This window comes from Pseudomonas sp. 58 R 3, from assembly GCF_900006605.1.
GTDB lineage: Bacteria > Pseudomonadota > Gammaproteobacteria > Pseudomonadales > Pseudomonadaceae > Aquipseudomonas > Aquipseudomonas salomonii.
Genome location: NZ_CVTT01000023.1, coordinates 40,158 through 63,031 on the forward strand (window position 1 = coordinate 40,158; position 22,874 = coordinate 63,031).

Genomic DNA, 22,874 nt, shown 5'->3' on the forward strand with positions numbered 1-22,874 from the left:
TGCAGGCTTACAAAGTGGCCGATAAGTTGTATACAATCACTCATCGCTGTGACGCCACCCAGTCTTTTCACTGCCCGGCCGCCACACACACTTGCTACCACGAACAAGAAGGAAGACTGCAGTGAGCGCTGACTACCCACGCGACCTGATCGGTTACGGCAGTAACCCTCCTCACCCCCACTGGCCGGGCAAGGCACGCATTGCGCTGTCGTTCGTACTCAACTACGAAGAAGGCGGTGAGCGCAACATTTTGCACGGTGACAAAGAGTCCGAAGCCTTCCTCTCGGAAATGGTCTCGGCCCAGCCGCTGCAAGGCGCACGCAACATGAGCATGGAGTCGCTGTACGAATACGGCAGCCGTGCCGGTGTGTGGCGCATCCTCAAGCTGTTTAAAGAATTCGATATCCCGCTGACCATCTTCGCCGTGGCCATGGCCGCCCAACGCCACCCGGATGTGATCCGCGCGATGGTCGAGGCCGGCCACGAGATCTGCAGCCACGGCTACCGCTGGATCGACTACCAGTACATGGACGAGGCCCAGGAACGCGAGCATATGCTCGAAGCCATCCGCATCCTCACCGAACTGACCGGCGAGCGTCCATTGGGCTGGTACACCGGCCGCACGGGCCCCAACACCCGTCGACTGGTGATGGAGGAAGGCGGTTTCCTCTATGACTGCGACACCTATGACGACGACCTGCCCTACTGGGAACCCAACAACCCCACCGGCAAGCCGCACCTGGTGATCCCTTACACCCTGGACACCAACGACATGCGCTTCACCCAGGTGCAGGGCTTCAACAAGGGCGATGACTTTTTCGAGTACCTCAAGGACGCGTTTGACGTGCTGTACGCCGAAGGCGCCGAAGCACCGAAGATGCTTTCCATCGGCCTGCACTGCCGCCTGATCGGCCGCCCTGCGCGCCTGGCGTCGTTGAAGCGTTTTATCGAATACGCCAAAGGTCACGAACAGGTGTGGTTCACCCGCCGCGTCGATATTGCCCGGCACTGGCACGAAACCCACCCGTACACGGGAGCGGCGAAATGACTGCGTTCCAGACCCTGAAACCGTCGACCTTAAGCCGCGACGCATTCGTCAACGCCTTTGCCGACATCTACGAACACTCGCCATGGGTGGCCGAAAAGGCCTTCGACCTGGGCCAGGACAGCTCGATCGACCAGATCGAAACCCTGCACCAGCGCATGAGCGATATTTTGTTGAGCGCCGATCATGCCCGCCAACTGGCGCTGATCAATGCTCACCCGGACTTGGCAGGCCGTGCGGCCGTCCAGGGCCAACTCACCCAAGCCAGCACTGATGAGCAAGCTGGCGCGGGGATTCACCAATGCACGGCCGAAGAGTTCTCGCGCTTCACCGAGCTGAACGACGCCTACAAGGCCAAGTTCAAGTTTCCCTTCATCATGGCGGTAAAAGGCAGCAACCGGCACCAGATCCTCGCCGCGTTTGAAACGCGCATTCACAACTCGGCAGACGCCGAGTTCAAATGCGCGCTGGCCGAGATCAACAAGATCGCGTTGTTCCGTTTACTGACCCTCTAAACGACCATCCCCAGCCACTCTATTCAAGGCAGACAAGAAGAATGAAAGCGCAACCCGTACCTTTCGAAAAGTTCGTCAACCTGGCCGACGCCCGCCTGGGCACCAAGATCCTCTCGGTGACCGATGACTGGTTCGCTGACGCCAACCGCCTGTTCCAGCCGACCCCGGCCGTGTGGAAGGAGGGCGTTTTCGATGACAACGGCAAGTGGATGGACGGCTGGGAGTCACGCCGCAAGCGCTTCGAAGGCTACGACAGCGCAGTGATCCGCCTCGGCGTACCCGGCTCGATCAAGGGCGTGGACATCGACACTTCATTCTTCACCGGCAACTTCCCGCCATCGGCCTCTCTGGAAGCCTGCTTCCTGGCCTCGGGCGAGCCGGACGCCGACACCCAGTGGGTGGAAGTGCTGTCGGCGGTGGAGCTGCAAGGCAACAGCCACCACTACCACGAGATCAACAACGACCAGGCCTTCAGCCACCTGCGTTTCAACATCTACCCGGATGGCGGCGTGGCGCGTCTGCGCGTGTACGGCGTGCCGTTCCGCGACTGGTCCTCGGTGGGCGACAACGAACAGGTCGACCTGGCTGCTGCGCTTAACGGCGGTCGTGCGCTGGCGTGCTCCGATGAACACTTCGGCCGCATGAGCAACATCCTCAACCCAGGCCGTGGCATCAACATGGGCGACGGCTGGGAAACCGCCCGTCGTCGCACGCCAGGCAATGACTGGGTGATCGTTGCATTGGGCCACCCCGGCGAAATCGAGAAAATCGTGGTCGACACCCTGCACTTCAAGGGCAACTACCCGGACACTTGCTCGATCCAGGGCGCCTTCGTAAAGGGCGGCACCGACAGCCAGATCGAAACCCAATCGCTGTTCTGGCGCGAACTGCTGCCTGCGCAGAAACTGGAAATGCACGCTGAACATACGTTTGCCGAGCAGATCAAGGCACTCGGCCCGATCACCCACATCCGCCTGAATGTGTTCCCGGATGGGGGTGTGAGCCGCCTGCGGGTGCTGGGCAAGGTTTCGAAGTAACACCCGATCGTTCCCACGCTCCGCGTGGGAATGCTTACCGTGACGCTCTGCGTCACAAGAGCGGACGCAGAGCGTCCGGGGCGGCGTTCCCACGCAGAGCGTGGGAACGATCCACAGAATTCGGATAAGAAGACAGCCATGCGCACACTCGTGATCGAACCTCTGACCAAAGAAGCCTTCGCCCCTTTCGGAGACGTTATCGAAACCGATGGCAGCGACCACTTCATGATCAACAACGGGTCGACCATGCGCTTTCACAAGCTGGCCACGGTAGACACCGCCCAGCCTGAAGACAACGCGATCATCAGCATCTTCCGCGCCGACGCGCAGGACATGCCGCTGACCGTGTGCATGCTGGAGAGACACCCGCTGGGCAGCCAGGCTTTCATTCCGTTGCTCGGCAACCCCTTTCTGATCGTGGTCGCGCCACTTGGCGATGAACCTGTATCGGGCTTGGTCCGCGCCTTCGTCACCAACGGCAGGCAGGGCATTAATTACCATCGCGGCGTCTGGCACCACCCGGTGCTGACGATCGAAAAGCGGGATGACTTCCTGGTGGTTGATCGCAGCGGCACAGGCAATAACTGCGATGAGCATTTTTTCAAAGAGGATGAGCGGTTGATCCTCGCCCCCCACCAATAAGAGAAGGCTTGATCACCCGACAACAAGGGTGACAGGCGAGAGGTAAAGACTGTGGAAGCACATTTGATGGAATGGCTGAACCTTAGCGTGCGCTGGGTTCACATGATCACTGGCGTCGCGTGGATCGGCGCTTCCTTCTATTTTGTCTGGCTGGAAAACAACCTTAATCGCGTCAACCCAAAGGACGGCCTGGCCGGTGACTTATGGGCGATCCACGGTGGCGGTATCTACCACCTGGAAAAATACAAACTGGCCCCGCCGACCATGCCGGACAACCTGCACTGGTTCAAATGGGAAGCCTATTTCACCTGGATGTCGGGCATCGCGCTGCTGTGCGTAGTGTTCTACGCCAACCCGACCTTGTACCTGCTGGCCCCGGGCAGCAGCCTCAGCGGTCCCGAAGGCGTGTTGCTAGGCATTGGCTCACTGTTCGTCGGCTGGTTCATCTACTCCTTCCTGTGCGACTCGGCACTGGGCAAACGCCCTGCCCTGCTCGGCTTTATCCTGTTTGTGCTGCTGATTGCAGCGGCCTACGGCTTCAGCAAGGTGTTCAGCGGCCGTGGCGCCTACCTGCACGTGGGCGCGGTGATCGGCACCATCATGGTCGGCAACGTGTTCCGCATCATCATGCCCGCCCAGCGCGCATTGGTGGCGGCCATCGCCGAGAACCGCACACCTGACCCGGCGCTGCCGGCCAAAGGCTTGCTGCGTTCGCGCCACAACAACTACTTCACCTTGCCGGTGCTGTTCATCATGATCAGCAACCACTTCCCGAGCACCTACGGCAGCCAATACAACTGGCTGATCCTGGCCGGGATCGCGGTGGCGGCGGTGTTGGTGCGTCACTACTTCAACACGCGGCATAACAGCCAGAAGTATGCGTGGACCTTGCCGGTGGGCGCGTTGGCGATGATTTGCCTGGCGTATGTAACCGGTCCCAAACCGGTTTCGACTGCCCCGGATGTGGCCAAGGCGCCCGCGGCCATCGAATACCAACCCTTGCCGGAAACCGCATTGGGCGGTGGTTTGAAACCTGCCGCGCCAGCCGCACCCGCTGCAGAACCTGCTGCGGCACCGGCCCAGGCGACGATTGATTTCGACAAGGTGCATGGCGTGATCCAGGAACGCTGCGCCGTGTGCCACTCGGCCAAGCCCACCAGCCCGCTGTTCAGCACCGCCCCAGCCGGCGTGATGTTCGATACCCCGGCGCAGATCCAGCAGCAGGCGGCGCGCATTCAAGCGCAGGCCGTGGCCAGCCAGATCATGCCGCTGGGCAACATCACCCAGATGACCCAGCAGGAGCGCGATTTGATCGGCACCTGGATCAACCAGGGGGCGCGCACCAACTGACAGCCTGCTGTAGATCTGAATGTGGGAGCGGGCTTGCTCGCGAATGCGGTGGTTCAGTCACCTGAAGTGCTGAATGACACACCGTATTCGCGAGCAAGCCCGCTCCCACAGGGGATATGCAGTGTTTGAGATATACCGTTTCAAATGGCAATTGAATGCCGAACAACACAACAATAAAAGGATCCGAGGTGTTGCATGACCGAGTTAGTCGAACCGCAGATTCCCGCCGCACCCGCCATGGTGCGGCTGCCCCTCTTGCAACTGATTCTGGTAGGCCTGCAACACGTCTTGCTGATGTACGGCGGCGCCGTCGCCGTACCCCTGATCATTGGCCAGGCCGCAGGGCTTAGCCGTGAAGAAATCGCCTTTCTGATCAACGCCGACCTGCTCGTGGCGGGTATCGCCACCGTGGTGCAGTCATTCGGCATCGGCCCGGTGGGCATTCGCATGCCGGTGATGATGGGCGCCAGTTTCGCCGCCGTCGGCAGCATGGTGGCCATGGCCGGCATGCCGGGTATCGGCCTGCAGGGCATCTTCGGCGCGACCATCGCTGCCGGTTTTTTCGGCATGCTGATCGCGCCGTTCATGTCCAAGGTTGTGCGGTTTTTCCCGCCGTTGGTAACCGGCACCGTGATCACTGCCATCGGCCTGTCGCTGTTCCCCGTGGCCGTGAACTGGGCCGGTGGCGGCAGCGCTGCTGCAACGTTTGGCTCGCCGGTTTACCTGGCGATAGCCGCACTGGTACTGGCGACCATCTTGCTGATCAACCGTTTCATGCGCGGCTTCTGGGTGAATATCTCGGTGCTGATCGGCATGGCGCTCGGCTATGGCTTGTGCGGCCTGCTTGGCATGGTCGACCTCGGCGGCCTGGCCCAGGCGCCGTGGGTGCAGGTGGTGACGCCACTGCATTTCGGCATGCCCAAGTTCGAGTTGGCGCCGATCCTGTCGATGTGCCTGGTGGTGGTGATCATCTTCGTCGAGTCCACCGGGATGTTCCTGGCGCTGGGCAAAATCACCGGCCAGGCAGTCACGCCAAAGATGCTGCGCCGTGGCTTGCTGTGTGACGCCGGCGCCTCATTCTTCGCCGGTTTCTTCAACACCTTTACCCACTCCTCGTTCGCCCAGAATATCGGCCTGGTGCAGATGACCGGCGTGCGTTGCCGCTCGGTGACGATCATGGCCGGAGCGTTCCTGATTGTGCTGAGCCTGCTGCCCAAAGCCGCGCTTCTGGTGGCGTCGATTCCACCGGCAGTATTGGGCGGCGCCGCCATTGCCATGTTCGGCATGGTCGCAGCGACCGGCATCAAGATCCTGCAGGAGGCCGACATTGCCGACCGCCGCAACCAGTTGCTGGTGGCGGTGAGCATCGGCATGGGCCTGATCCCGGTGGTGCGCCCGGAGTTCTTCGCGCAGTTGCCCCTGTGGATGAGCCCGATTACCCACAGCGGAATCGCCATGGCCACCCTCAGCGCCTTGTCGCTGAACATCCTGTTCAACATCCTCGGCGGTTCGGAACGCCCCGCCGTCGCCCACACGCATTGATTTGGCCTGTTAGCAAAAAACAACAAAAATAATAACCAACAGGAAATACCCACATGCACCCCATTCACCTGGGGCCGGCCACAAGCCGCGCCCCATTCTCGCCCCCTGCGCTCTCTAACAGCGCACTTGAGCCAAGGCCTGGGAGCCAGTATTCTCCGCGCCCGCTCGAATCGACTCAAAAAAAAACAGCGAATGTAAAAGCTGACTGCAGGGCCAACTTATCCTGGCCCAATGTCTGCGGCCAACGTGCAGAAAAAACCACCGGATTCGACTGCATCAAGTGCAGCCGAAGGCCTTTTATTGGCTTTTTAAACACCTTGGCGCAGCTCTTGCTAAAAGCACTAAAGCTGACCAAACAGACGATTTTTGCAGCGAACCAAAAGGCGCCACACCAGAGCGCCTGCGTAGAAAAACAACCATAAAACTTTGACTCGGGAGCAACCGAATGAAACCTATGTTCAAAGGCCTGATGCTGGCAGGATCCCTGCTGGCCGGCGGCCAAGCTGTGGCAGGCGACTTGTTGCAGTGGCAGAACAACAGCCTGACGTACCTGTGGGGCAAAAACTTCACCGTCAACCCGCAGATCCAGCAAACCGTCACCTTCGAGCACGCCGATGCGTGGAAGTACGGCGACAACTTCCTGTTCGTCGACCGCATCTTTTACAACGGCAAGGAAGACGGCAACGTCGGCCCAAGTACTTACTACGGCGAGTTCAGCCCGCGCTTGTCGTTCGGCAAGATCTTTGACAAAGACCTCTCATTCGGCCCGATCAAAGATGTGCTGCTGGCCTTCACTTACGAGTTCGGCGAAGGCGATAACGAGTCGTACCTGCTGGGCCCGGGCTTTGACTTGAACATCCCTGGCTTCGACTACTTCCAGTTGAACTTCTACCAGCGCCAGACCGAAGGCAATCGCCCGGGTGATGGCGTGTGGCAGATCACCCCGGTGTGGTCGTACACCATTCCCGTGGGCAACTCCAACGTGCTGATCGACGGCTTTATGGACTGGGTGGTGGACAACGACAGGAACGCCCGTGGCACTTACCACGCCAACCTGCACTTCAACCCACAGGTCAAATACGACCTGGGCAAGGCGCTGCATTGGGGCGAGAAGCAGCTGTATGTCGGCTTCGAATATGACTACTGGAAGAACAAGTACGGGATCGAAGATTCCGGCGCGTTCAAGACTAACCAGGACACGGCGAGCTTCCTGGTCAAGTATCACTTCTAAGCATTAGTGAAAATCAAATGTGGGAGCGGGCTTGCTCGCGAATGCGGTGTGTCAGTCACTGAATCTGCTGACTGATCCACCGCATTCGCGAGCAAGCCCGCTCCCGCATTTAGTTCACCGTCAGCCCAAGGAATTTGGACAATTCCTCGCGCTTGGCCAGCGCGTCTTTCCTGCCCAGTTCAATCAACTCGCTGCAATACCCCGCCTCGAACAGCAAGTAACTCAACACCCCCGCGCCACTGGTCTTGGTCGCCCCCGGACCGCGCAAAAACAAACGCAACGCCGCCGGCAACTCCTGCCGATGCCGCGCTGCGATTTCATCGATCGGCTGGCTGGGTGCAATCACCAACACCTCTACCGGCGCCAGCCCAGGTGCAACATGGCTGAATTGGTTCAGACGCTCCAACAGTTCGATATCGCTTTCCAGGCTGTCAATGAACGTGCTGTTGAGCATATGCCCACCAATCTGCGCCAAGGTCGGCTCCTGGCCGGTGTAGGTACGCTGCATCGAAGGTTCATTGCCCCGCGGGTTGCCGCTCACGCCCACCACCAGCACCCGGCTGGCCCCCAAGTGCAGGGCCGGGCTGATGGGCGCGGATTGGCGCACGGCACCGTCACCGAAATATTCCTGATCGAGCTTGACCGGCGCAAACAGCAAGGGGATCGCAGAGCTGGCCAGCAAGTGCTCAACCGTCAGTTGGGTCGGCACACCGATGCGCCGATGACGCAGCCAGGCATCGATCTTGCCGCCGCCCTGATAGAAGGTCACCGCTTGCCCGGACTCATAACCAAAGGCCGTGACCGCGACCGCATGCAGATGCTTGTTGCGGATCGCCTCATCAATGCCGTGCAGGTGCAGTTTGTCGTTGAGCAAGTCGCGCAACGGCGTACTGTTGAGCAACGCCACCGGCACCTGGGCACCCAGGCCCAACAGGCTATGGATAAAAAAACGGCTGGCCTGGTGCACCACGCCCGGCCAATCGCTGCGCAATACCAGATGGCTGCGAAAGCCCTGCCAGAACGCGGTAAGGCGTTGGATGGCCGCCGTGAAATCCGTGGCGCCACTGGCCAGGCTCACCGCGTTGATCGCGCCGGCCGAGGTGCCGACAATCACCGGAAAAGGATTCGGCGCCCCCGGCGGCAGCAACTCGGCAATCGCCGCCAGTACGCCCACCTGATACGCCGCTCGCGCCCCGCCACCGGAAAGAATCAAGCCTGTGACCGGTTCAGCTGGGCGCATTGCGTCACTCCCTGGAAGAAAAGTAGCGGTTACCGGCGGCGCGGTTCGTACAGCTTAGCCTCGCCGGGCGGTCGGCTCTTGAAACGCCGATGCGTCCACAGGTACTGCTCGGGGCATTCGCGCACCGAGGCTTCGACCCACTGGTTGATGCGCAGGCAGTCAACCTCGTCGCTCTCACCGGGGAAGTCGCTCAACGGCGGGTGGATCACCAGGCGGTAACCGCTGCCATCGGCCAGGCGCTCCTGGGTGAACGGCATCACCAGCGCCTTGCCCAGCCGCGCAAACTTGCTGGTGGCAGTCACGGTAGCGGCCTGGATGCCGAACAGCGGTACGAAAATACTTTGCTTGGCGCCGTAGTCCTGATCCGGCGCATACCAGATGGCGCGGCCCGAACGCAGCAGCTTGAGCATGCCGCGCACGTCGTCGCGCTCTACCGCCAGGGAATCGAGGTTATGCCGCTCACGGCCACGGCGCTGGATAAAGTCGAACAGCGGGTTGCCGTGCTCGCGGTACATGCCATCGATGGTGTGCTTCTGCCCGAGCAGGGCCGCGCCGATTTCCAGGGTGGTGAAGTGCAAGGCCATCAGGATCACACCCTTGCCATCCAGATGCGCCTGCTTCAAATGCTCAAGCCCTTCGACATGGGCCAGGCGCGCCAGGCGCGACTTGGGCCACCACCAGCTCATGGCCATCTCGAAGAAAGCGATGCCGGTGGACGCGAAGTTTTCCTTGAGCAGCCGTTTACGTTCCTTGGCGGATTTTTCCGGGAAGCACAGCTCGAGGTTGCGCGCGGCGATGCGGCGGCGATCAGCGGCCACGCGGTACATGCCGGCGCCAAGTAATCGACCAATGGTCAGCAATGCACGGTAGGGCAACAGGGTCATCAGCCACAACAGGCCGAGTCCCAGCCATAACAGCCAAAAGCGCGGGTGAAAAAATACAGCTCGAAAACGCGGGCGATCCATTACAGATTCCGGTAAAGACAAGGGCCGCGCATTCTACAACGTTCGACTCGGCTTGCGGCCCGCGGATGTTCTCGTTATAAGTCTCGACACTTTTCGTGACAAGCCGCTTTTGCCGACCATGAGCCAAACCGAACCGCTAGACCAAGATCCCGTGTTCCAGCTGAAAGGCAGCATGCTCGCCATTACCGTGCTGGAACTGGCCCGCAACGACCTCGACGCCCTGGACCGCCAGCTCGCCGCCAAGGTCGCCCTGGCGCCGAACTTCTTCAACAATGCCCCGCTGGTCCTGGCCCTGGACAAACTCCCGGCCGGTCAGGGCGCGATTGATTTGCCCGGCCTGATGCGCGTCTGCCGCTCCCATGGATTGCGCACCCTGGCGATTCGTGCCAGCCGCATCGAAGACATTGCCGCGGCCATCGCTATTGAACTGCCCGTATTGCCACCTTCCGGTGCCCGCGAGCGCCCGCTCGAACCGCTGGAAGGTGAAGTGAAGAAAAAACCGGAAAAACCACCGGAACCTGCGGTCAAGCCTACAAAGATCATCACCTCCCCCGTACGCGGCGGCCAGCAGATTTACGCCCAGGGTGGCGACTTGGTGGTGATCTCCTCGGTAAGCCCCGGGGCGGAACTTCTGGCCGATGGCAACATCCATGTATACGGCCCCATGCGCGGACGTGCCCTCGCCGGCATCAAGGGCGATACCAAGGCGCGGATTTTTTGCCAGCAGTTGAGCGCTGAGCTAGTGTCCATCGCAGGCCAGTACAAGGTTTCAGAAGATTTGCGCCGTGATCCGCTGTGGGGGGCCGGGGTGCAGGTCAGCCTGTCGGGCGATGTGTTGAACATCATCCGTCTTTAACGGATACTGCCGCATTTTCCAAGCATCTCTAGACTCTGATAGCAAAGCGAAACCGGCAAGACTTGTGTAGGAATTATTGGAAGTTGGCGTTTCCCCGTGGAAACCACATCTTTTTCCTACAAAGGCTGTCCGCCTGCAGCGAGTTCCAAGAGATGTTTTTCAGGGGCTGAAAAGTCCTTTTTCCTTAGGGGTGAAACACCTTGGCCAAGATTCTCGTGGTTACATCCGGCAAGGGTGGTGTGGGTAAGACCACCACCAGCGCCGCTATCGGTACCGGCCTCGCTCTGCGCGGCCATAAAACAGTCATCGTCGACTTCGACGTCGGTTTGCGTAACCTCGACCTGATCATGGGCTGCGAACGCCGCGTGGTGTACGACTTCGTCAACGTGGTGAACGGCGAAGCCAACCTGCAACAGGCCCTGATCAAGGACAAGCGCCTTGAGAACCTGTACGTGCTGGCCGCCAGCCAGACCCGCGACAAAGACGCGCTGACCAAAGAAGGCGTAGGCAAAGTCCTCGCCGAACTGAAAGAAACCTTCGAATACGTGGTGTGCGACTCCCCGGCCGGTATCGAGACCGGTGCTCACCTGGCGATGTACTTCGCCGATGAAGCCATCGTCGTCACCAACCCGGAAGTCTCCTCGGTACGTGACTCGGACCGCATGCTCGGCCTGTTGGCCAGCAAGTCCCAGCGCGCCGAAAAAAATCAAGACCCGATCAAGGAGCACTTGCTGCTCACCCGCTACAACCCTGAGCGCGTCAGCAACGGCGAAATGCTCGGTGTTGAAGACGTGAAGGAAATCCTCGCAGTGACCCTGCTGGGCGTGATTCCGGAATCCCAGGCGGTCCTCAAGGCTTCCAACCAAGGTGTTCCGGTGATTCTCGACGACCAGAGCGACGCCGGCCAGGCGTACAGCGATGCAGTTGATCGCTTGCTGGGCAAGACCGTGGAACATCGCTTCCTCGATGTTAAGAAGAAGGGATTCTTCGAGCGTATCTTTGGAGGCAACTAAACAATGAAATTTCTCGACTTCTTTCGCGCCAACAAAAAGCCAAGTACCGCGTCGGTAGCGAAAGAGCGTCTACAGATCATCGTGGCGCACGAACGCGGCCAACGCAGTACCCCGGACTACCTGCCAGCCTTGCAGAAGGAACTGGTCGAGGTGATCCGCAAGTACGTCAATATCGGCAACGATGACGTGCATGTCGCCCTGGAAAACGACGGCAGCTGCTCGATTCTGGAACTCAATATCACCCTGCCTGATCGTTAATCGAACAGGCGGCCGCCACGGCGGCTCGATCACCTTGATCCCATTCGGGAACCGGGTGGACGAGCCGCCGTTGGCGTTTGTTACGAGGCTGTTTAATGCCGCTGTCCACTATTCATATCCTGCATCAGGACGCCGCCGTCCTGGTGGTGAACAAGCCGACCCTGCTGCTCTCGGTGCCTGGCCGCGCCGATGACAACAAAGACTGCCTGATCACCCGTCTGCAGGAAAACGGCTACCCCGAAGCCCGTATCGTGCATCGCCTGGACTGGGAAACCTCAGGGATCATCCTGCTCGCGCGCGACGCCGACAGTCACCGCGAACTGTCGCGTCAGTTTCACGACCGCGAAACCGAAAAGGCCTACACCGCCCTGGCCTGGGGCCAGCCGGAACTGGACAGCGGCAGCATCGACCTGCCCTTGCGCTACGACCCGCCGACCAAGCCCCGCCACGTGGTCGACCATGAGTTCGGCAAGCATGCGCTGACCTTCTGGAAGGTGCTGGAGCGTTGTGGCGACTGGTGCCGCGTGGAGCTCACACCGATCACCGGGCGTTCGCACCAGTTGCGGGTGCACATGTTGTCGATCGGCCATCCGCTGCTCGGTGATGGTTTGTACGCCCATGAACAAGCCCTGGCCGCCTGGCCACGCCTGTGCCTGCATGCAAGCATGTTGAGCTTTACGCACCCGCAAAGCGGCGAGCGGTTGCGCTTTGAGTGCCCCGCCCCCTTCTAAAGTTGGCAATGCATTAAATGTGGGAGCGGGCTTGCTCGCGAATGCGGTGTATCAGATACACATTCAGTGACTGACACACCGCATTCGCGAGCAAGCCCGCTCCCACATTTGTTATGTGCAGTTCTCGCCACCGAACGGTAAACTCCGCGCATTGCTGTCTGGAGCTATTTATGCGCGAAGCGTTGAATCAAGGCCTGATCGACTTCCTCAAGGCCTCCCCTACTCCTTTTCATGCCACTGCAGCCCTGGCCCAGCGCCTGGAAGCGGCCGGTTACCAGCGTCTCGACGAGCGCGAAACCTGGGCCACCGAGGCCAACGGGCGCTATTACGTCACCCGTAACGACTCCTCGATCATCGCCTTCAAGCTCGGTAAGCATTCGCCGCTGCAAGACGGCATCCGCATGGTCGGCGCCCACACCGACAGCCCGTGCCTGCGGGTCAAGCCCCAGCCGGAGCTGCAACGTCAGGGCTTCTGGCAGCTGGGTGTGGAAGTCTACGGCGGCGCGCTGCTGGCACCGTGGTTTGACCGCGACCTGTCGCTGGCCGGCCGCGTGACCTTCCGCCGCGACGGCAAGGTCGAGAGCCAACTGATCGACTTCAAGTTGCCGATTGCCATCATCCCCAACCTGGCCATTCACCTGAACCGTGAAGCCAACCAGGGTTGGGCGATCAATGCCCAGACCGAGCTGCCGCCGATCCTTGCGCAGTTTGCCGGTGACGAGCGGGTGGACTTCCGCGCCGTGCTCACTGAGCAACTCGCCCGCGAACACGGCCTGAACGCCGATGTGGTGCTCGACTACGAGCTGAGTTTCTACGACACACAAAGTGCTGCGGTGATCGGCCTCAATGGCGACTTCATCGCCGGCGCGCGCCTGGACAACCTGTTGTCGTGCTACGCCGGCCTGCAAGCCTTGCTCACCAGCGAAAACGACGAAACCTGCGTGCTGGTGTGCAACGACCACGAAGAAGTCGGCTCCTGCTCGGCCTGCGGTGCCGATGGCCCGATGCTGGAACAGACCCTGCGCCGTCTTCTACCGGAAGGTGAGGAATTCGTACGCACCATTCAGAAATCTCTGTTGGTGTCGGCAGACAATGCCCACGGCGTGCACCCCAACTACGCCGAGAAGCATGACGCCAACCATGGCCCGAAACTCAACGCCGGCCCGGTGATCAAGGTCAACAGCAACCAGCGCTACGCCACCAACAGCGAAACCGCCGGGTTCTTCCGCCATCTGTGCATGGCCCAGGAAGTGCCGGTGCAAAGCTTTGTGGTGCGCAGCGACATGGGCTGCGGCTCGACCATCGGCCCGATCACCGCCAGCCACCTGGGCGTGCGCACCGTGGATATCGGCTTGCCGACGTTTGCCATGCACTCGATTCGCGAGCTGTGTGGCAGCCATGATCTGGCGCACCTGGTGAAGGTGCTGGGCGCGTTTTATGCGAGTCGCGATTTGCCCTGACATCAGGGGCTGAATGCGGTCAAAACTGTGGGAGCGGGCTTGCTCGCGAAAGCGAAGTGTCAGTCAATTCATCTGTAACTGGCACACCGCATTCGCGAGCAAGCCCGCTCCCACAGTTGGTTATGTATAAACCTGACCCATATCACTCCAACTTTCCACAATCCGACCTAGACTTGTCAGTATTCCCACTCCGACAAGGCCGTCGCCCCATGATCTCCATGTCTTCATTCCACGCCATGCTCATTCCCATCATCATCGGCATGATCCTGCTCGCGACCGGCTTCAACTTTCGCGACAAGCCCGTGGGTGTGTTTGGCATGTGGATCGGCATGCTGTTGATTCTCGGCACGGTGGTTTACAAGATCCTCGCCAAACTCGCGGAATAACAAATGCACTCGCATTGGGCATAGCGGCCTCGTACACTCGGTCAATTCGTCGTTTTCAAGGTTGACTGCCTCGTGCTTTCCCGTCTGTTTGCCCTGCCCTGCTATTTTCTGATCGCCCTGCTCACGCTGCTGCCCCTTGCGCCGGCACACGCCGTGAGCCTGCCCGGCCTGCTGGGCAGCACCAACAAGACCCAGCCCCAGGCCGATGTGCCGCTGGGCCAGTCGCTGGACGAGGTGATCAAGACCCTGGAAAACGACCAGCAGCGCACCCAGCTGCTGAGCGACCTGAAGAAGCTGCGCGAAGCCACGCGAAAAGCCCAGCCCGCGACCGAACAAGGCGTGCTCGGCCTGATCGGCAGCACCCTGGCCGGGCTTGAATCCCAGTTTTCCGGGGCCGACAGCCCGCTGGGGCGCTGGTCCAACGAGGTCGACCTGGCCAAGGATGAACTCACGGCGTTGATGCTGCCGGCCACCGAATGGCTGCCGATCATTTTCGGTTTTGCCGTGATCCTGGCAGTGTGGAGCCTGCTCGCCGCCGCGCTGATCTGGCTCAGCCACCGCGTACGCGAGCGTTTCGGCCTGCCCGAAGAACTGCCGCAACACCCGCGCACCTGGGACATGGTGCGTTTCGCCCTGCGTAAATTAGGGCCATGGATGATTGCGTTGATCATCACCGTTTACCTCAGCTACGCGCTGCCTTCGTCCCTGGGCAAGTCCCTGGCGATGGTGCTGGCCTATGCGCTGGTGGTCGGCACCTGTTTCTCGGCCATCTGCGTGATTGCCTTCTCGGTGCTCGATGGCCCGCACCGCCACCGGGCGCTGTATATCCTGCGTCATCAGGCCTTTCGCCCGCTGTGGTGGATCGGCAGTTTTGCCGCCTTCGGTGAAGCCTTGAGCGACCCAAGGCTGGTTGCGGCGCTTGGCCAGCATCTGGCCCACACCGCCGCGACCGTCGCCAATGTGATGGCCGCGCTGTCCACCGGCGTGTTTATCCTGCGCTTCCGCCGCCCGATTGCGCATCTGATCCGCAACCAGCCGCTGTCGCGCCGCCTTACACGCCGCGCCCTCACCGACACGCTCTCGATTATCGGCTCCTTCTGGTACATCCCGGCGCTGTTGCTGGTGGGTATCTCGCTGTTCGCCACCTTCCTGTCGGCCGGCGACACCAGCACCGCACTGCGCCAATCGCTGCTGTGCACGGTGTTGCTGGTGTTGTGCATGGTGATCAACGGGCTGGTGCGCCGCCATGCGCTCAAACCGCAACGCGGGCACAAACGCCACGCGCTGTACTCCGACCGCCTGAAAAGCTTCGTCTATACCCTGGCCCATCTGGTGGTGTGGCTGGTATTCATCGAGCTGGGCCTGCGCGTGTGGGGCCTGTCGATGATTCGCTTCACCGAAGGTGACGGCCATGAAGTCAGCGTCAAGCTGTTCGGCCTGGGCGGCACGCTGCTGTTTGCCTGGCTGATCTGGATCCTCAGCGACACCGCGATCCACCATGCCCTCACCCGCTCGCGCAAAGGCCTGGCCAATGCACGTGCGCAGACCATGATGCCGCTGATCCGCAACGTGCTGTTCGTGACCATTTTTATCATCGCCGCCATCGTCGCCCTGGCGAACATGGGCATGAACGTCACGCCGCTGCTGGCCGGTGCCGGTGTGATCGGTATCGCCATCGGTTTCGGCGCACAGTCGCTGGTCGCCGACTTGATCACCGGCCTGTTCATCATCATCGAAGACTCCCTGGCGATTGATGACTACGTGGATGTCGGCGGCCACCTCGGCACCGTCGAAGGCCTGACCATCCGCACCGTGCGCCTGCGCGACATCGACGGCATCGTGCACACCATCCCGTTCAGCGAAATCAAGAGCATCAAGAACTACTCGCGGGAGTTCGGCTACGCGATCTTCCGGGTGGCGATCCCCTTCAACATGGAAATCGACGACGCCATCAAACTGATGCGTGATGTTGGCCAGAAAATGCGCAACGACCCACTGCAACGCCGCAACATCTGGTCGCCGCTGGAGATTCAGGGCGTGGAAAGCTTTGAGTCCGGCAGCGCGATCCTGCGGGCGCGCTTCAAGACCGCGCCGATCAAGCAGTGGGAAGTGTCACGGGCGTTCAACCTGTCACTCAAGCGCCAGCTGGATGAAGCCGGGCTGGACCTGGCGACACCGCGCCTGAGCGTGCAGGTGGTGACCGCCGGTACGGTGCAGGAGAAAGATCAACAACAATAAACAAGGAGAGGTCTGTATGCGTTTGAACGGTCTGACACACCCATGGGTTTTCGGCATGCTCTGCGGGCTCGCCAGCAGCGCGGTGATTGCGGCCAGCAATGGCCAGGGCAATGACCTGGAGAGTGCCCGGGAAGCAATCGCCACCCAAGCCAAAATCCTCGAACCGGCGTTACTGGAAACCCGCCGCGATATCCACGCCCACCCCGAGCTGGGCAATACCGAAACCCGCACCGCTGAACTGGTCGCCAAACAACTGCGCGACCTGGGCCTTGAAGTCAAAACCGGCGTGGCCCGCACCGGCGTCGTCGCCATTTTGAAAGGTGCGCTACCCGGCCCGACCGTGGCCCTGCGTGCCGACATGGATGCGCTGCCGGTCAAGGAAGTCGCCGACCTGCCCTTCGCCTCCAAAGCCAAAGGCACCTACCTGGGCAAGGAAGTCGACGTGATGCACGCCTGCGGCCACGACGCCCACACGGCGATCCTGCTAAGCACAGCGAAAATCCTCACCGGCATGCGCGAGCGCCTGCCCGGCACCGTGGTGTTTTATTTCCAGCCGGCCGAAGAAGGCCCGAGCGACTTTATCCCCGATGGCAAAAACACCTGGGGTGCGAAAATGATGGTGCAGGAAGGCGTGATGAAGGCGCCCAAACCGGACGCGGTGTTCGGCCTGCATGTCTGGGCTGGTGTGCCTGCCGGGCAGATCGCCTATCGCCCTGGCCCGACCCTGGCCAGCTCCGATGACCTGCGCATCAAGATCCTCGGCAAACAGACCCACGCCGGCCGCCCGTGGGACGGCATCGACCCGATCACCGTCGGCGCGCAGACCATTGTCGGTTTGCAAACCGTGGTGAGTCGGCGCACCGACATCTCGTCATTTCCGTCGGTGGTGAGCATCGGCACCATCAATGGCGGCACCCGCTACAACATTATCCCCGAGTCGGTAGACATGAGCGGCACCCTCCGCTCCTACGACTACGGCATTCGCCAGAAGCTGCACGCGGACGTGCGCCAGACCGTGGAGAAAATCGCCGAAAGCGGTGGTGCCAAGGCCGAGGTCACGATCATCGAAAAATACGACCCGACCATCAACAACCCGGCACTCACCGAAAAAATGCTGCCAAGCCTGCGTTGGGCGGCCAAGGATGATGTGGTGCAAGGCCCACTGGTGGGCGGCGCCGAGGACTTCTCGTTCTACGCCAAGGAAGCGCCGGGGCTGTTTGTGTTTCTGGGGGTGACGCCGAGGGATCAGGACATGAGCAAAGCGGCGCCGAACCATAATCCGGGGTTCTTCGTGGATGAGTCGGCGTTGGTGGTGGGGGTGCGGACGCTGGCGTCGTTGGCGACGGATTACCTGTATACCAACACACCGCAGTAAGGCTTTTCTGTGGGAGATTCTCTGGCTGAGAGGCAACCCTCAACCATAGAATCTCCCACAGTTGCTCTGGGGTGTGTCAGCCGGCCAGCGCAGCGCCATCCATCTTCTGGCGCAGGCTCAGCGGGCGCATGTCAGTCCAGACTTCTTCGATATAAGCCAGGCACTCTTTCTTCATCCCGCTCTTGCCCACGGTGCGCCAGCCTTCGGGCACAGCCTTGTAGTCGGGCCAGATGGAATACTGTTCTTCGTGGTTGACCACTACCTGAAACAGGATGTCGTCGCGGTCAAATACTGAGGTCATTGCTGTTCTCCATCGCTGAAAAGCCGGCTGCGCACCACGCGCAGCACTGATATCTGTAGAAACGTACCAGGCCCGCTAAAAATTAGACGCTGGCGACCGCTGCCGTCAGCGCGCGCCCGAAGATCTCGGCCACGCGGTCGACTTCAGCGGCAGTAATCACCAGTGGCGGCAGGAAGCGCACCACGCTGCCGTGCCGGCCGCCCAGCTCCAGGATCAAGCCACGCTTGAGGCATTCGCGCTGCACCCGCGGCGCCAGTTGGCGATGCACCGGCGGGTGGCCCTGGGTATCGGGCGTGCCGTCGGGGTCAACCAGCTCAACACCCAGCATCAGCCCGCGCCCACGAATATCGCCCAGGTGCGGGAAGTCGCGTTGCAGGATGCGCAGGTGCTCAGCCAGGCGCTCGCCCATGGCTGCCGCGTGGCCGGCCAGGTCGTGTTCCTTGAGGTAGCGCATCACCGCCGAGCCTGCCGCCATCGCCATCTGGTTACCCCGAAAAGTCCCGGCATGGGCGCCCGGCAGCCAGGTGTCGAGCCAGTCGCGATACACCACCACCGCCAGCGGCAAGCTGCCGCCGATGGCCTTGGACATCACCACCACGTCCGGGATGATGCCCGCATGTTCAAAGGCAAACATCTTGCCGGTACGACCGAAACCACTCTGGATTTCATCGACGATCAAGGCCACTCCGGCCTGCTCGGTGATGCGGCGCAGGCCGCGCAACCAATCGAGATCGGCCGGGATCACACCGCCCTCGCCCTGCACCACCTCGACAATCACCGCCGCCGGCAAGAGCACACCGGCTTCCGGGTCGTTGAGCAGGTTTTCCAGGTAATGCAGGTTGACCCGCACGCCTTCCGCGCCGCCCAGGCCGAATGGGCAGCGGTAGTCATAGGGGTACGGCAAAAATTGCACGCCATTACCCAGCAGAGCGCCCAAGGGCTTTTTCGGCCCCAGGCTGCCCATCAGGCTCAGCGCGCCCTGACTCATGCCGTGATAACCGCCCTGGAACGACAACACCGTGCTGCGACCGGTGGCGGTGCGCACCAGCTTCAACGCGGCTTCCACCGCATCAGTGCCGGTGGGGCCGCAAAACTGGATTTTCGCTTCCTGTGCAAGCGTTGCCGGCAACAGGCCAAACAGATCCTGGACGAATTGGTCTTTGACTGGCGTAGTGAGGTCGAGCGTGTGCAGTGGCAGCTCGTCGCTCAGCACCTGCCGGATGGCTTCGATCACCACCGGGTGGTTGTGGCCCAATGCCAGGGTGCCAGCACCGGCCAGGCAGTCGATGAAGCTACGGCCTTCAACGTCTTCCACGTAGATGCCCTTGGCCCGCTTGAGCGCCAGCGGGATACGCCGAGGATAGCTGCGGGCGTTGGATTCCTGCAGGCGCTGGCGGGCCAGCAGCGGGGTTTCTTCGAAGTGGTAGAGCGTTTCCACCGGTGCTGCGCCTGCATGCACCGGTGCGTCTTCGATACGGCTGGTAGCGACTGACATCTCTCGATCCCTCAATACGCGGGTAGGGGTGACCAAACGGGCGATCCGCGTAGGTGCGGATTTCATGTTCTGGAGACGCACCAGCTCAGGGGGGATTTAGGCTTGTTATGGTTTTTGATCGAAAGCGGGACGCAGAGCGTCCGGGGCGGCATTCCCACGCTGAGCGTGGGAACGATCAAATCCCCCGGTAGCGCTCATTCAACGCATACAAAATCGCACACGTCTCCCCATCCAGCACTCCGCCATAATCGCGCGGCCGAAAGTGCATCTGAAACGCCCGCGTCCGCCATTCAAACGCTTGGCGATTCCAGGCCGGCTTATACCCGAACCGCTGAAACGCCCGCTCAACCTCCACCTCCGGCGGCAACCCCAGGCAAAACCGCCGCTGGTACATCGCCCGTGTTGCCTCATCAAACCAGGCGCCGATCCCGGCCTCGAACAAGCACCGCCAGGGCAACCGAGGCCCCGGATCACTCTTGCGCCAATACGCCACATCCGAATGCCCGAGCACATCCATAGGCCCCACTTGCGGGTAACGCTCAAGAATGTCGCGAACCAACGCGATCAACGTAGCAACCTGCTCACGGCCATACTCGGGAAAGGTAAACACTCCACCATCGTCCCGCGCCAGATTGACAATCTCGATGCCAATAGCACGGCTGTTGAGGTGATCACGCCCACCCCAATGGCTAACCCCGGCATGCCAGGCACGCTTATCTTCGTCCACCAGGCGAAACACCCGCAGCTCGTCATAACCGGCAGCGTGGTAGCTGGGTTCATCAGGATCAGGGAGCAAATAGTGCGCACTGACGCCCCCTCGGGTCAGCGTGCGTAAAGACGTTGCAAAGGGCGCTGCGGTGTAATGCAGGATGATCTGCCGCACGGGTTCGCCGTTGCGTTGATTAAAATCCTGGGCGGGGAAACTGCTGTCGATCACTAACACAAGAACCATCCTTTTCAATACAGGCCGAGTCATTCAGCCCGTTCAAACGCAAAAAAATTACCGCCATCCTGAAGGGATGGTTTTCAGGCTGGCGGTAACTATTTAAGGTTTGAAGAAAAGTATTCAACGCCGCAGCGGCATGCCCAAGTCGACCCGCAGGCCGTCCGGTTGACTGTCGAATTTCAGCGAGCAGGAGCAGCGCTGCACAATGGCTTGCACGATCGCCAGGCCCAAGCCACAGCCCTCGCTGCTGCCATTGCGCCAGAAACGTTGGGTGAGGTATTGCAGGTCTTCGGCAGAAATCTGCTTGCCATGGTCGCGCACGCGAAACACCACGGTGTCGGCGCTGGTGAACACGCTCAGCTCAACGCGAGTGTCGCCCGGCGTATGGCGCAACGCGTTATCCAACAGGTTACGCAGGGCCGCTACCGCCAGCGCCACCGGCATCTCCACCGGGGATTGTGTGAGGTTTTCCGCCAGGATCAGGTCGATACGGCGGTTATCACCCGCATTGGCATCCTGAATCGCCAGCCGCGCCACTTGTTCGGCGCTTGACTGCAAGCCATCGTCAAACGACAGACTGCCCTCGACCCGCGCCAGCAGCAGTAACTGCTCCAGGGTGCGATGCAAGCGGTCGGCGCCCTCTTCGGCGTGGGCCAGGGACTGGTCCCGGGCCGCGCCGTCGGTCATGCGGGCCACTTGCAGGTGGGTCTTGATCGCCGTCAGCGGGCTGCGCAGTTCGTGGGCGGCATCGCCGGTCAGGCGGCGCTCGCGCTCAATGGTCTTGGCGATGCGCTGCAACAGTTGGTTCTGGGTGTCGAGCAGCGGTTTCAATTCGCTGGGCAGCGGGTGAATCTGCAGCGGTTCGAGGGAATCGGCACTGCGGCGCATCAGGGCATCACGCATGCGGTTAAGGGGCAGCAGACTTTGGCCGATGCCCAGCCACAACAGGCACAGGCAACCCAGCAGGGCCACGCCCACCGGCACCGAGGCCGCCAGCAGGATCGACAGGTTCAGCGCCTCACGCTCCACCTGGCGGTCGGCGGTGGTGATCAGCAGGTCGCCACGGGACAAGGTGAAGCTGCGCCAGCCCACACCGTCAATCATCTGGTCGCGAAAGCCGCTTTTGCGCGACTCCAAACCTTCATCCGGGGTCATGTGGCTGCGCGCCAGGATTTCCCCGCGCAGGGAGCTGACCTGGCAGGCCATGCCGCCTGGCACGTTGAGTTGTTCAGTGCGCAAATGCGTAGGCGCGCCGCTCACACTGGCCAGGCCGGGCATCTGCTCGGTCAGCCCGGCCACCATGCGCGCCGATGCCACCAGGCGCTGGTCGAGGGAAAACATCATCTGGTTGCGCAGATCGTTGAGCATCCAGGCAGCTGCCAGGACCCAGATCAACACAAAAGCAGCGCCCAACTTGAACGTCAGGCGCAGGCGCAAACTCATCACGACGCGTCCTCTCCCCCATCCGCCGTGCCCAGGCGATAACCCAGGCCGCGCACGGTTTCGACGATGCCGTTACCCAATTTGCGCCGCAGGTGATGGATGTGCACGTTGAGGGCGTTGCTTTCCAGTTCGTCGTTGAAGCCGTAGACGCTGTCTTTGAGTTGCTCGCTGGACAGCACGCGGCCCTTGTTATGCAACAGCGCCTGCAACAAGGCTTGCTCGCGACGTGACAGGTCGACCGGCTGGCCGGCCAGGAAGGTTTCGCGGCTGCTGGGGTCGTAGGCCAGTTGGCCATGTTCGATCAGGTTGACCCGACGCCCCGCCACCCGACGCAGCAACGTTTGCAGGCGTGCGGCAAGTTCACGCAGGTCGAAGGGCTTGAGCAGGTAGTCGTCGGCACCGGCTTGCAGGCCGTCGACACGGTTGGTGACCGAGTCGCGGGCGGTGAGGATCAGCACCGGAATTTCCAGGCCCTGGCTGCGCTGTTGTTGCAGCAACTTGAGGCCGTCTTCATCGGGCAAGCCCAGGTCGAGCACCATGATGTCGAACGTGGCGGCCTTGAGCATCGCGCGTGCGGCGGCGGCCGAGGCCACGCGCTCGACGGTAAAACCCTGGGCGCCAAGCCCGGCCACAATGCCGCTGGCGATCAGTTCGTCGTCTTCACAGACCAGTACGTGCATGGTTAACCCTTCATGAAAGATGGGGGAATTAAAGGTCGGGCGGATTAAGCGCCGATTATGCCGTGAAAACCGACAGGCTCAGTTTAGAATAGCGCCCGGTTAATCATCGGTTAATCAACACCACA

Annotated in this window: 23 protein-coding genes; 16 read left to right on the plus strand and 7 right to left on the minus strand. The window is 61.1% G+C overall.

From position 1 onward, the window contains the following. Nucleotides 1-121: 121 nt before the first annotated feature. The 8 genes from puuE (at nucleotide 122) to BFP92_RS02335 (ending at nucleotide 7,362) form a co-directional block, all read left to right on the plus strand. The gene (puuE, locus tag BFP92_RS02305) at nucleotides 122-1,048 is read left to right on the plus strand and encodes an allantoinase PuuE (protein WP_065911482.1); all 927 of its coding nucleotides are present in this window, start codon (nucleotides 122-124) and stop codon (nucleotides 1,046-1,048) included. After that, entirely contained in the window at nucleotides 1,045-1,560 is a 516-nt protein-coding gene (gene uraD, locus BFP92_RS02310; RefSeq protein ID WP_065911483.1) for a 2-oxo-4-hydroxy-4-carboxy-5-ureidoimidazoline decarboxylase, read from the plus strand. Before puuE ends, uraD begins: the two co-directional genes overlap by 4 nt. A 41-nt stretch (nucleotides 1,561-1,601) precedes the next feature. Beyond that, entirely contained in the window at nucleotides 1,602-2,597 is a 996-nt protein-coding gene (alc, locus tag BFP92_RS02315; RefSeq protein WP_065911485.1) for an allantoicase, read from the plus strand. 138 nt (nucleotides 2,598-2,735) lie between these two features. Next, entirely contained in the window at nucleotides 2,736-3,239 is a 504-nt protein-coding gene (locus BFP92_RS02320; RefSeq protein WP_065911489.1) for an ureidoglycolate lyase, read from the plus strand. A gap of 51 nt (nucleotides 3,240-3,290) precedes the next feature. After that, the gene (locus BFP92_RS02325; protein WP_017137850.1) at nucleotides 3,291-4,589 is read left to right on the plus strand and encodes a urate hydroxylase PuuD; all 1,299 of its coding nucleotides are present in this window, start codon (nucleotides 3,291-3,293) and stop codon (nucleotides 4,587-4,589) included. 195 nt (nucleotides 4,590-4,784) lie between these two features. Next, nucleotides 4,785-6,131, plus strand: coding sequence for a nucleobase:cation symporter-2 family protein (locus BFP92_RS02330; protein ID WP_065911491.1), 1,347 nt, complete (start codon nucleotides 4,785-4,787; stop codon nucleotides 6,129-6,131). Nucleotides 6,132-6,184: 53 nt separating this feature from the next. After that, complete coding sequence (locus BFP92_RS30995) at nucleotides 6,185-6,553, plus strand: hypothetical protein (protein WP_139114023.1); 369 nt, start codon at nucleotides 6,185-6,187, stop codon at nucleotides 6,551-6,553. 23 nt (nucleotides 6,554-6,576) lie between these two features. Beyond that, the gene (locus BFP92_RS02335) at nucleotides 6,577-7,362 is read left to right on the plus strand and encodes an outer membrane protein OmpK (protein WP_017137852.1); all 786 of its coding nucleotides are present in this window, start codon (nucleotides 6,577-6,579) and stop codon (nucleotides 7,360-7,362) included. A gap of 109 nt (nucleotides 7,363-7,471) precedes the next feature. Here the strand turns inward: BFP92_RS02335 and BFP92_RS02340 are convergent, their stop codons facing one another. Further along, a complete protein-coding gene (locus tag BFP92_RS02340) occupies nucleotides 7,472-8,602 on the minus strand; it encodes a patatin-like phospholipase family protein (protein ID WP_056861100.1) in 1,131 nt (376 codons plus the stop codon). Nucleotides 8,603-8,631: 29 nt separating this feature from the next. Beyond that, nucleotides 8,632-9,567: a lipid A biosynthesis lauroyl acyltransferase gene (locus BFP92_RS02345; protein ID WP_065911492.1), complete on the minus strand. Its 936-nt coding sequence runs from the start codon at nucleotides 9,565-9,567 to the stop codon at nucleotides 8,632-8,634. A gap of 118 nt (nucleotides 9,568-9,685) precedes the next feature. Here BFP92_RS02345 and minC point away from each other — a divergent pair, with 118 nt between their 5' ends. From minC to BFP92_RS02380, 8 genes are all read left to right on the plus strand, one after another. Further along, nucleotides 9,686-10,423, plus strand: a complete 738-nt coding sequence (minC, locus tag BFP92_RS02350) for a septum site-determining protein MinC (protein WP_017137855.1) — start codon at nucleotides 9,686-9,688, stop codon at nucleotides 10,421-10,423. A gap of 200 nt (nucleotides 10,424-10,623) precedes the next feature. Next, nucleotides 10,624-11,436 carry a septum site-determining protein MinD gene (gene minD, locus BFP92_RS02355; protein ID WP_056861097.1) on the plus strand — a complete coding sequence of 271 codons (813 nt, stop codon included), beginning with the start codon at nucleotides 10,624-10,626 and terminating at the stop codon, nucleotides 11,434-11,436. Nucleotides 11,437-11,439: 3 nt separating this feature from the next. Further along, nucleotides 11,440-11,694: a cell division topological specificity factor MinE gene (gene minE, locus BFP92_RS02360; protein WP_003175252.1), complete on the plus strand. Its 255-nt coding sequence runs from the start codon at nucleotides 11,440-11,442 to the stop codon at nucleotides 11,692-11,694. A 95-nt stretch (nucleotides 11,695-11,789) separates the two neighbouring features. Continuing rightward, a complete protein-coding gene (locus BFP92_RS02365) occupies nucleotides 11,790-12,425 on the plus strand; it encodes an RluA family pseudouridine synthase (RefSeq protein WP_056861096.1) in 636 nt (211 codons plus the stop codon). A 170-nt stretch (nucleotides 12,426-12,595) separates the two neighbouring features. Further along, a complete protein-coding gene (locus BFP92_RS02370) occupies nucleotides 12,596-13,885 on the plus strand; it encodes a M18 family aminopeptidase (protein WP_017137857.1) in 1,290 nt (429 codons plus the stop codon). Between the two features lie 218 nt (nucleotides 13,886-14,103). Next, the gene (locus BFP92_RS31645) at nucleotides 14,104-14,271 is read left to right on the plus strand and encodes a hypothetical protein (RefSeq protein WP_163005562.1); all 168 of its coding nucleotides are present in this window, start codon (nucleotides 14,104-14,106) and stop codon (nucleotides 14,269-14,271) included. Between the two features lie 72 nt (nucleotides 14,272-14,343). Continuing rightward, complete coding sequence (locus tag BFP92_RS02375; protein ID WP_065911494.1) at nucleotides 14,344-16,509, plus strand: mechanosensitive ion channel family protein; 2,166 nt, start codon at nucleotides 14,344-14,346, stop codon at nucleotides 16,507-16,509. Nucleotides 16,510-16,525: 16 nt separating this feature from the next. Continuing rightward, a complete protein-coding gene (locus BFP92_RS02380; RefSeq protein ID WP_065911496.1) occupies nucleotides 16,526-17,884 on the plus strand; it encodes an amidohydrolase in 1,359 nt (452 codons plus the stop codon). A 76-nt stretch (nucleotides 17,885-17,960) separates the two neighbouring features. Here BFP92_RS02380 and BFP92_RS02385 read toward each other — a convergent pair whose 3' ends face one another. The 5 genes from BFP92_RS02385 to BFP92_RS02405 all read right to left on the minus strand — a co-directional run bounded on the left by BFP92_RS02385 (nucleotide 17,961) and on the right by BFP92_RS02405 (nucleotide 22,749). Further along, complete coding sequence (locus tag BFP92_RS02385; protein WP_028617283.1) at nucleotides 17,961-18,185, minus strand: MbtH family protein; 225 nt, start codon at nucleotides 18,183-18,185, stop codon at nucleotides 17,961-17,963. 82 nt (nucleotides 18,186-18,267) lie between these two features. Next, nucleotides 18,268-19,680, minus strand: coding sequence for an aspartate aminotransferase family protein (locus BFP92_RS02390; RefSeq protein WP_065911498.1), 1,413 nt, complete (start codon nucleotides 19,678-19,680; stop codon nucleotides 18,268-18,270). Between the two features lie 175 nt (nucleotides 19,681-19,855). Continuing rightward, nucleotides 19,856-20,623: an N-acetylmuramoyl-L-alanine amidase gene (locus BFP92_RS02395; RefSeq protein ID WP_065911557.1), complete on the minus strand. Its 768-nt coding sequence runs from the start codon at nucleotides 20,621-20,623 to the stop codon at nucleotides 19,856-19,858. Nucleotides 20,624-20,746: 123 nt separating this feature from the next. Beyond that, nucleotides 20,747-22,069, minus strand: coding sequence for an ATP-binding protein (locus BFP92_RS02400; RefSeq protein ID WP_065911500.1), 1,323 nt, complete (start codon nucleotides 22,067-22,069; stop codon nucleotides 20,747-20,749). After that, the gene (locus tag BFP92_RS02405) at nucleotides 22,069-22,749 is read right to left on the minus strand and encodes a response regulator (protein WP_017134987.1); all 681 of its coding nucleotides are present in this window, start codon (nucleotides 22,747-22,749) and stop codon (nucleotides 22,069-22,071) included. Before BFP92_RS02405 ends, BFP92_RS02400 begins: the two co-directional genes overlap by 1 nt. Between the last annotated feature and the right edge of the window lie 125 nt (nucleotides 22,750-22,874).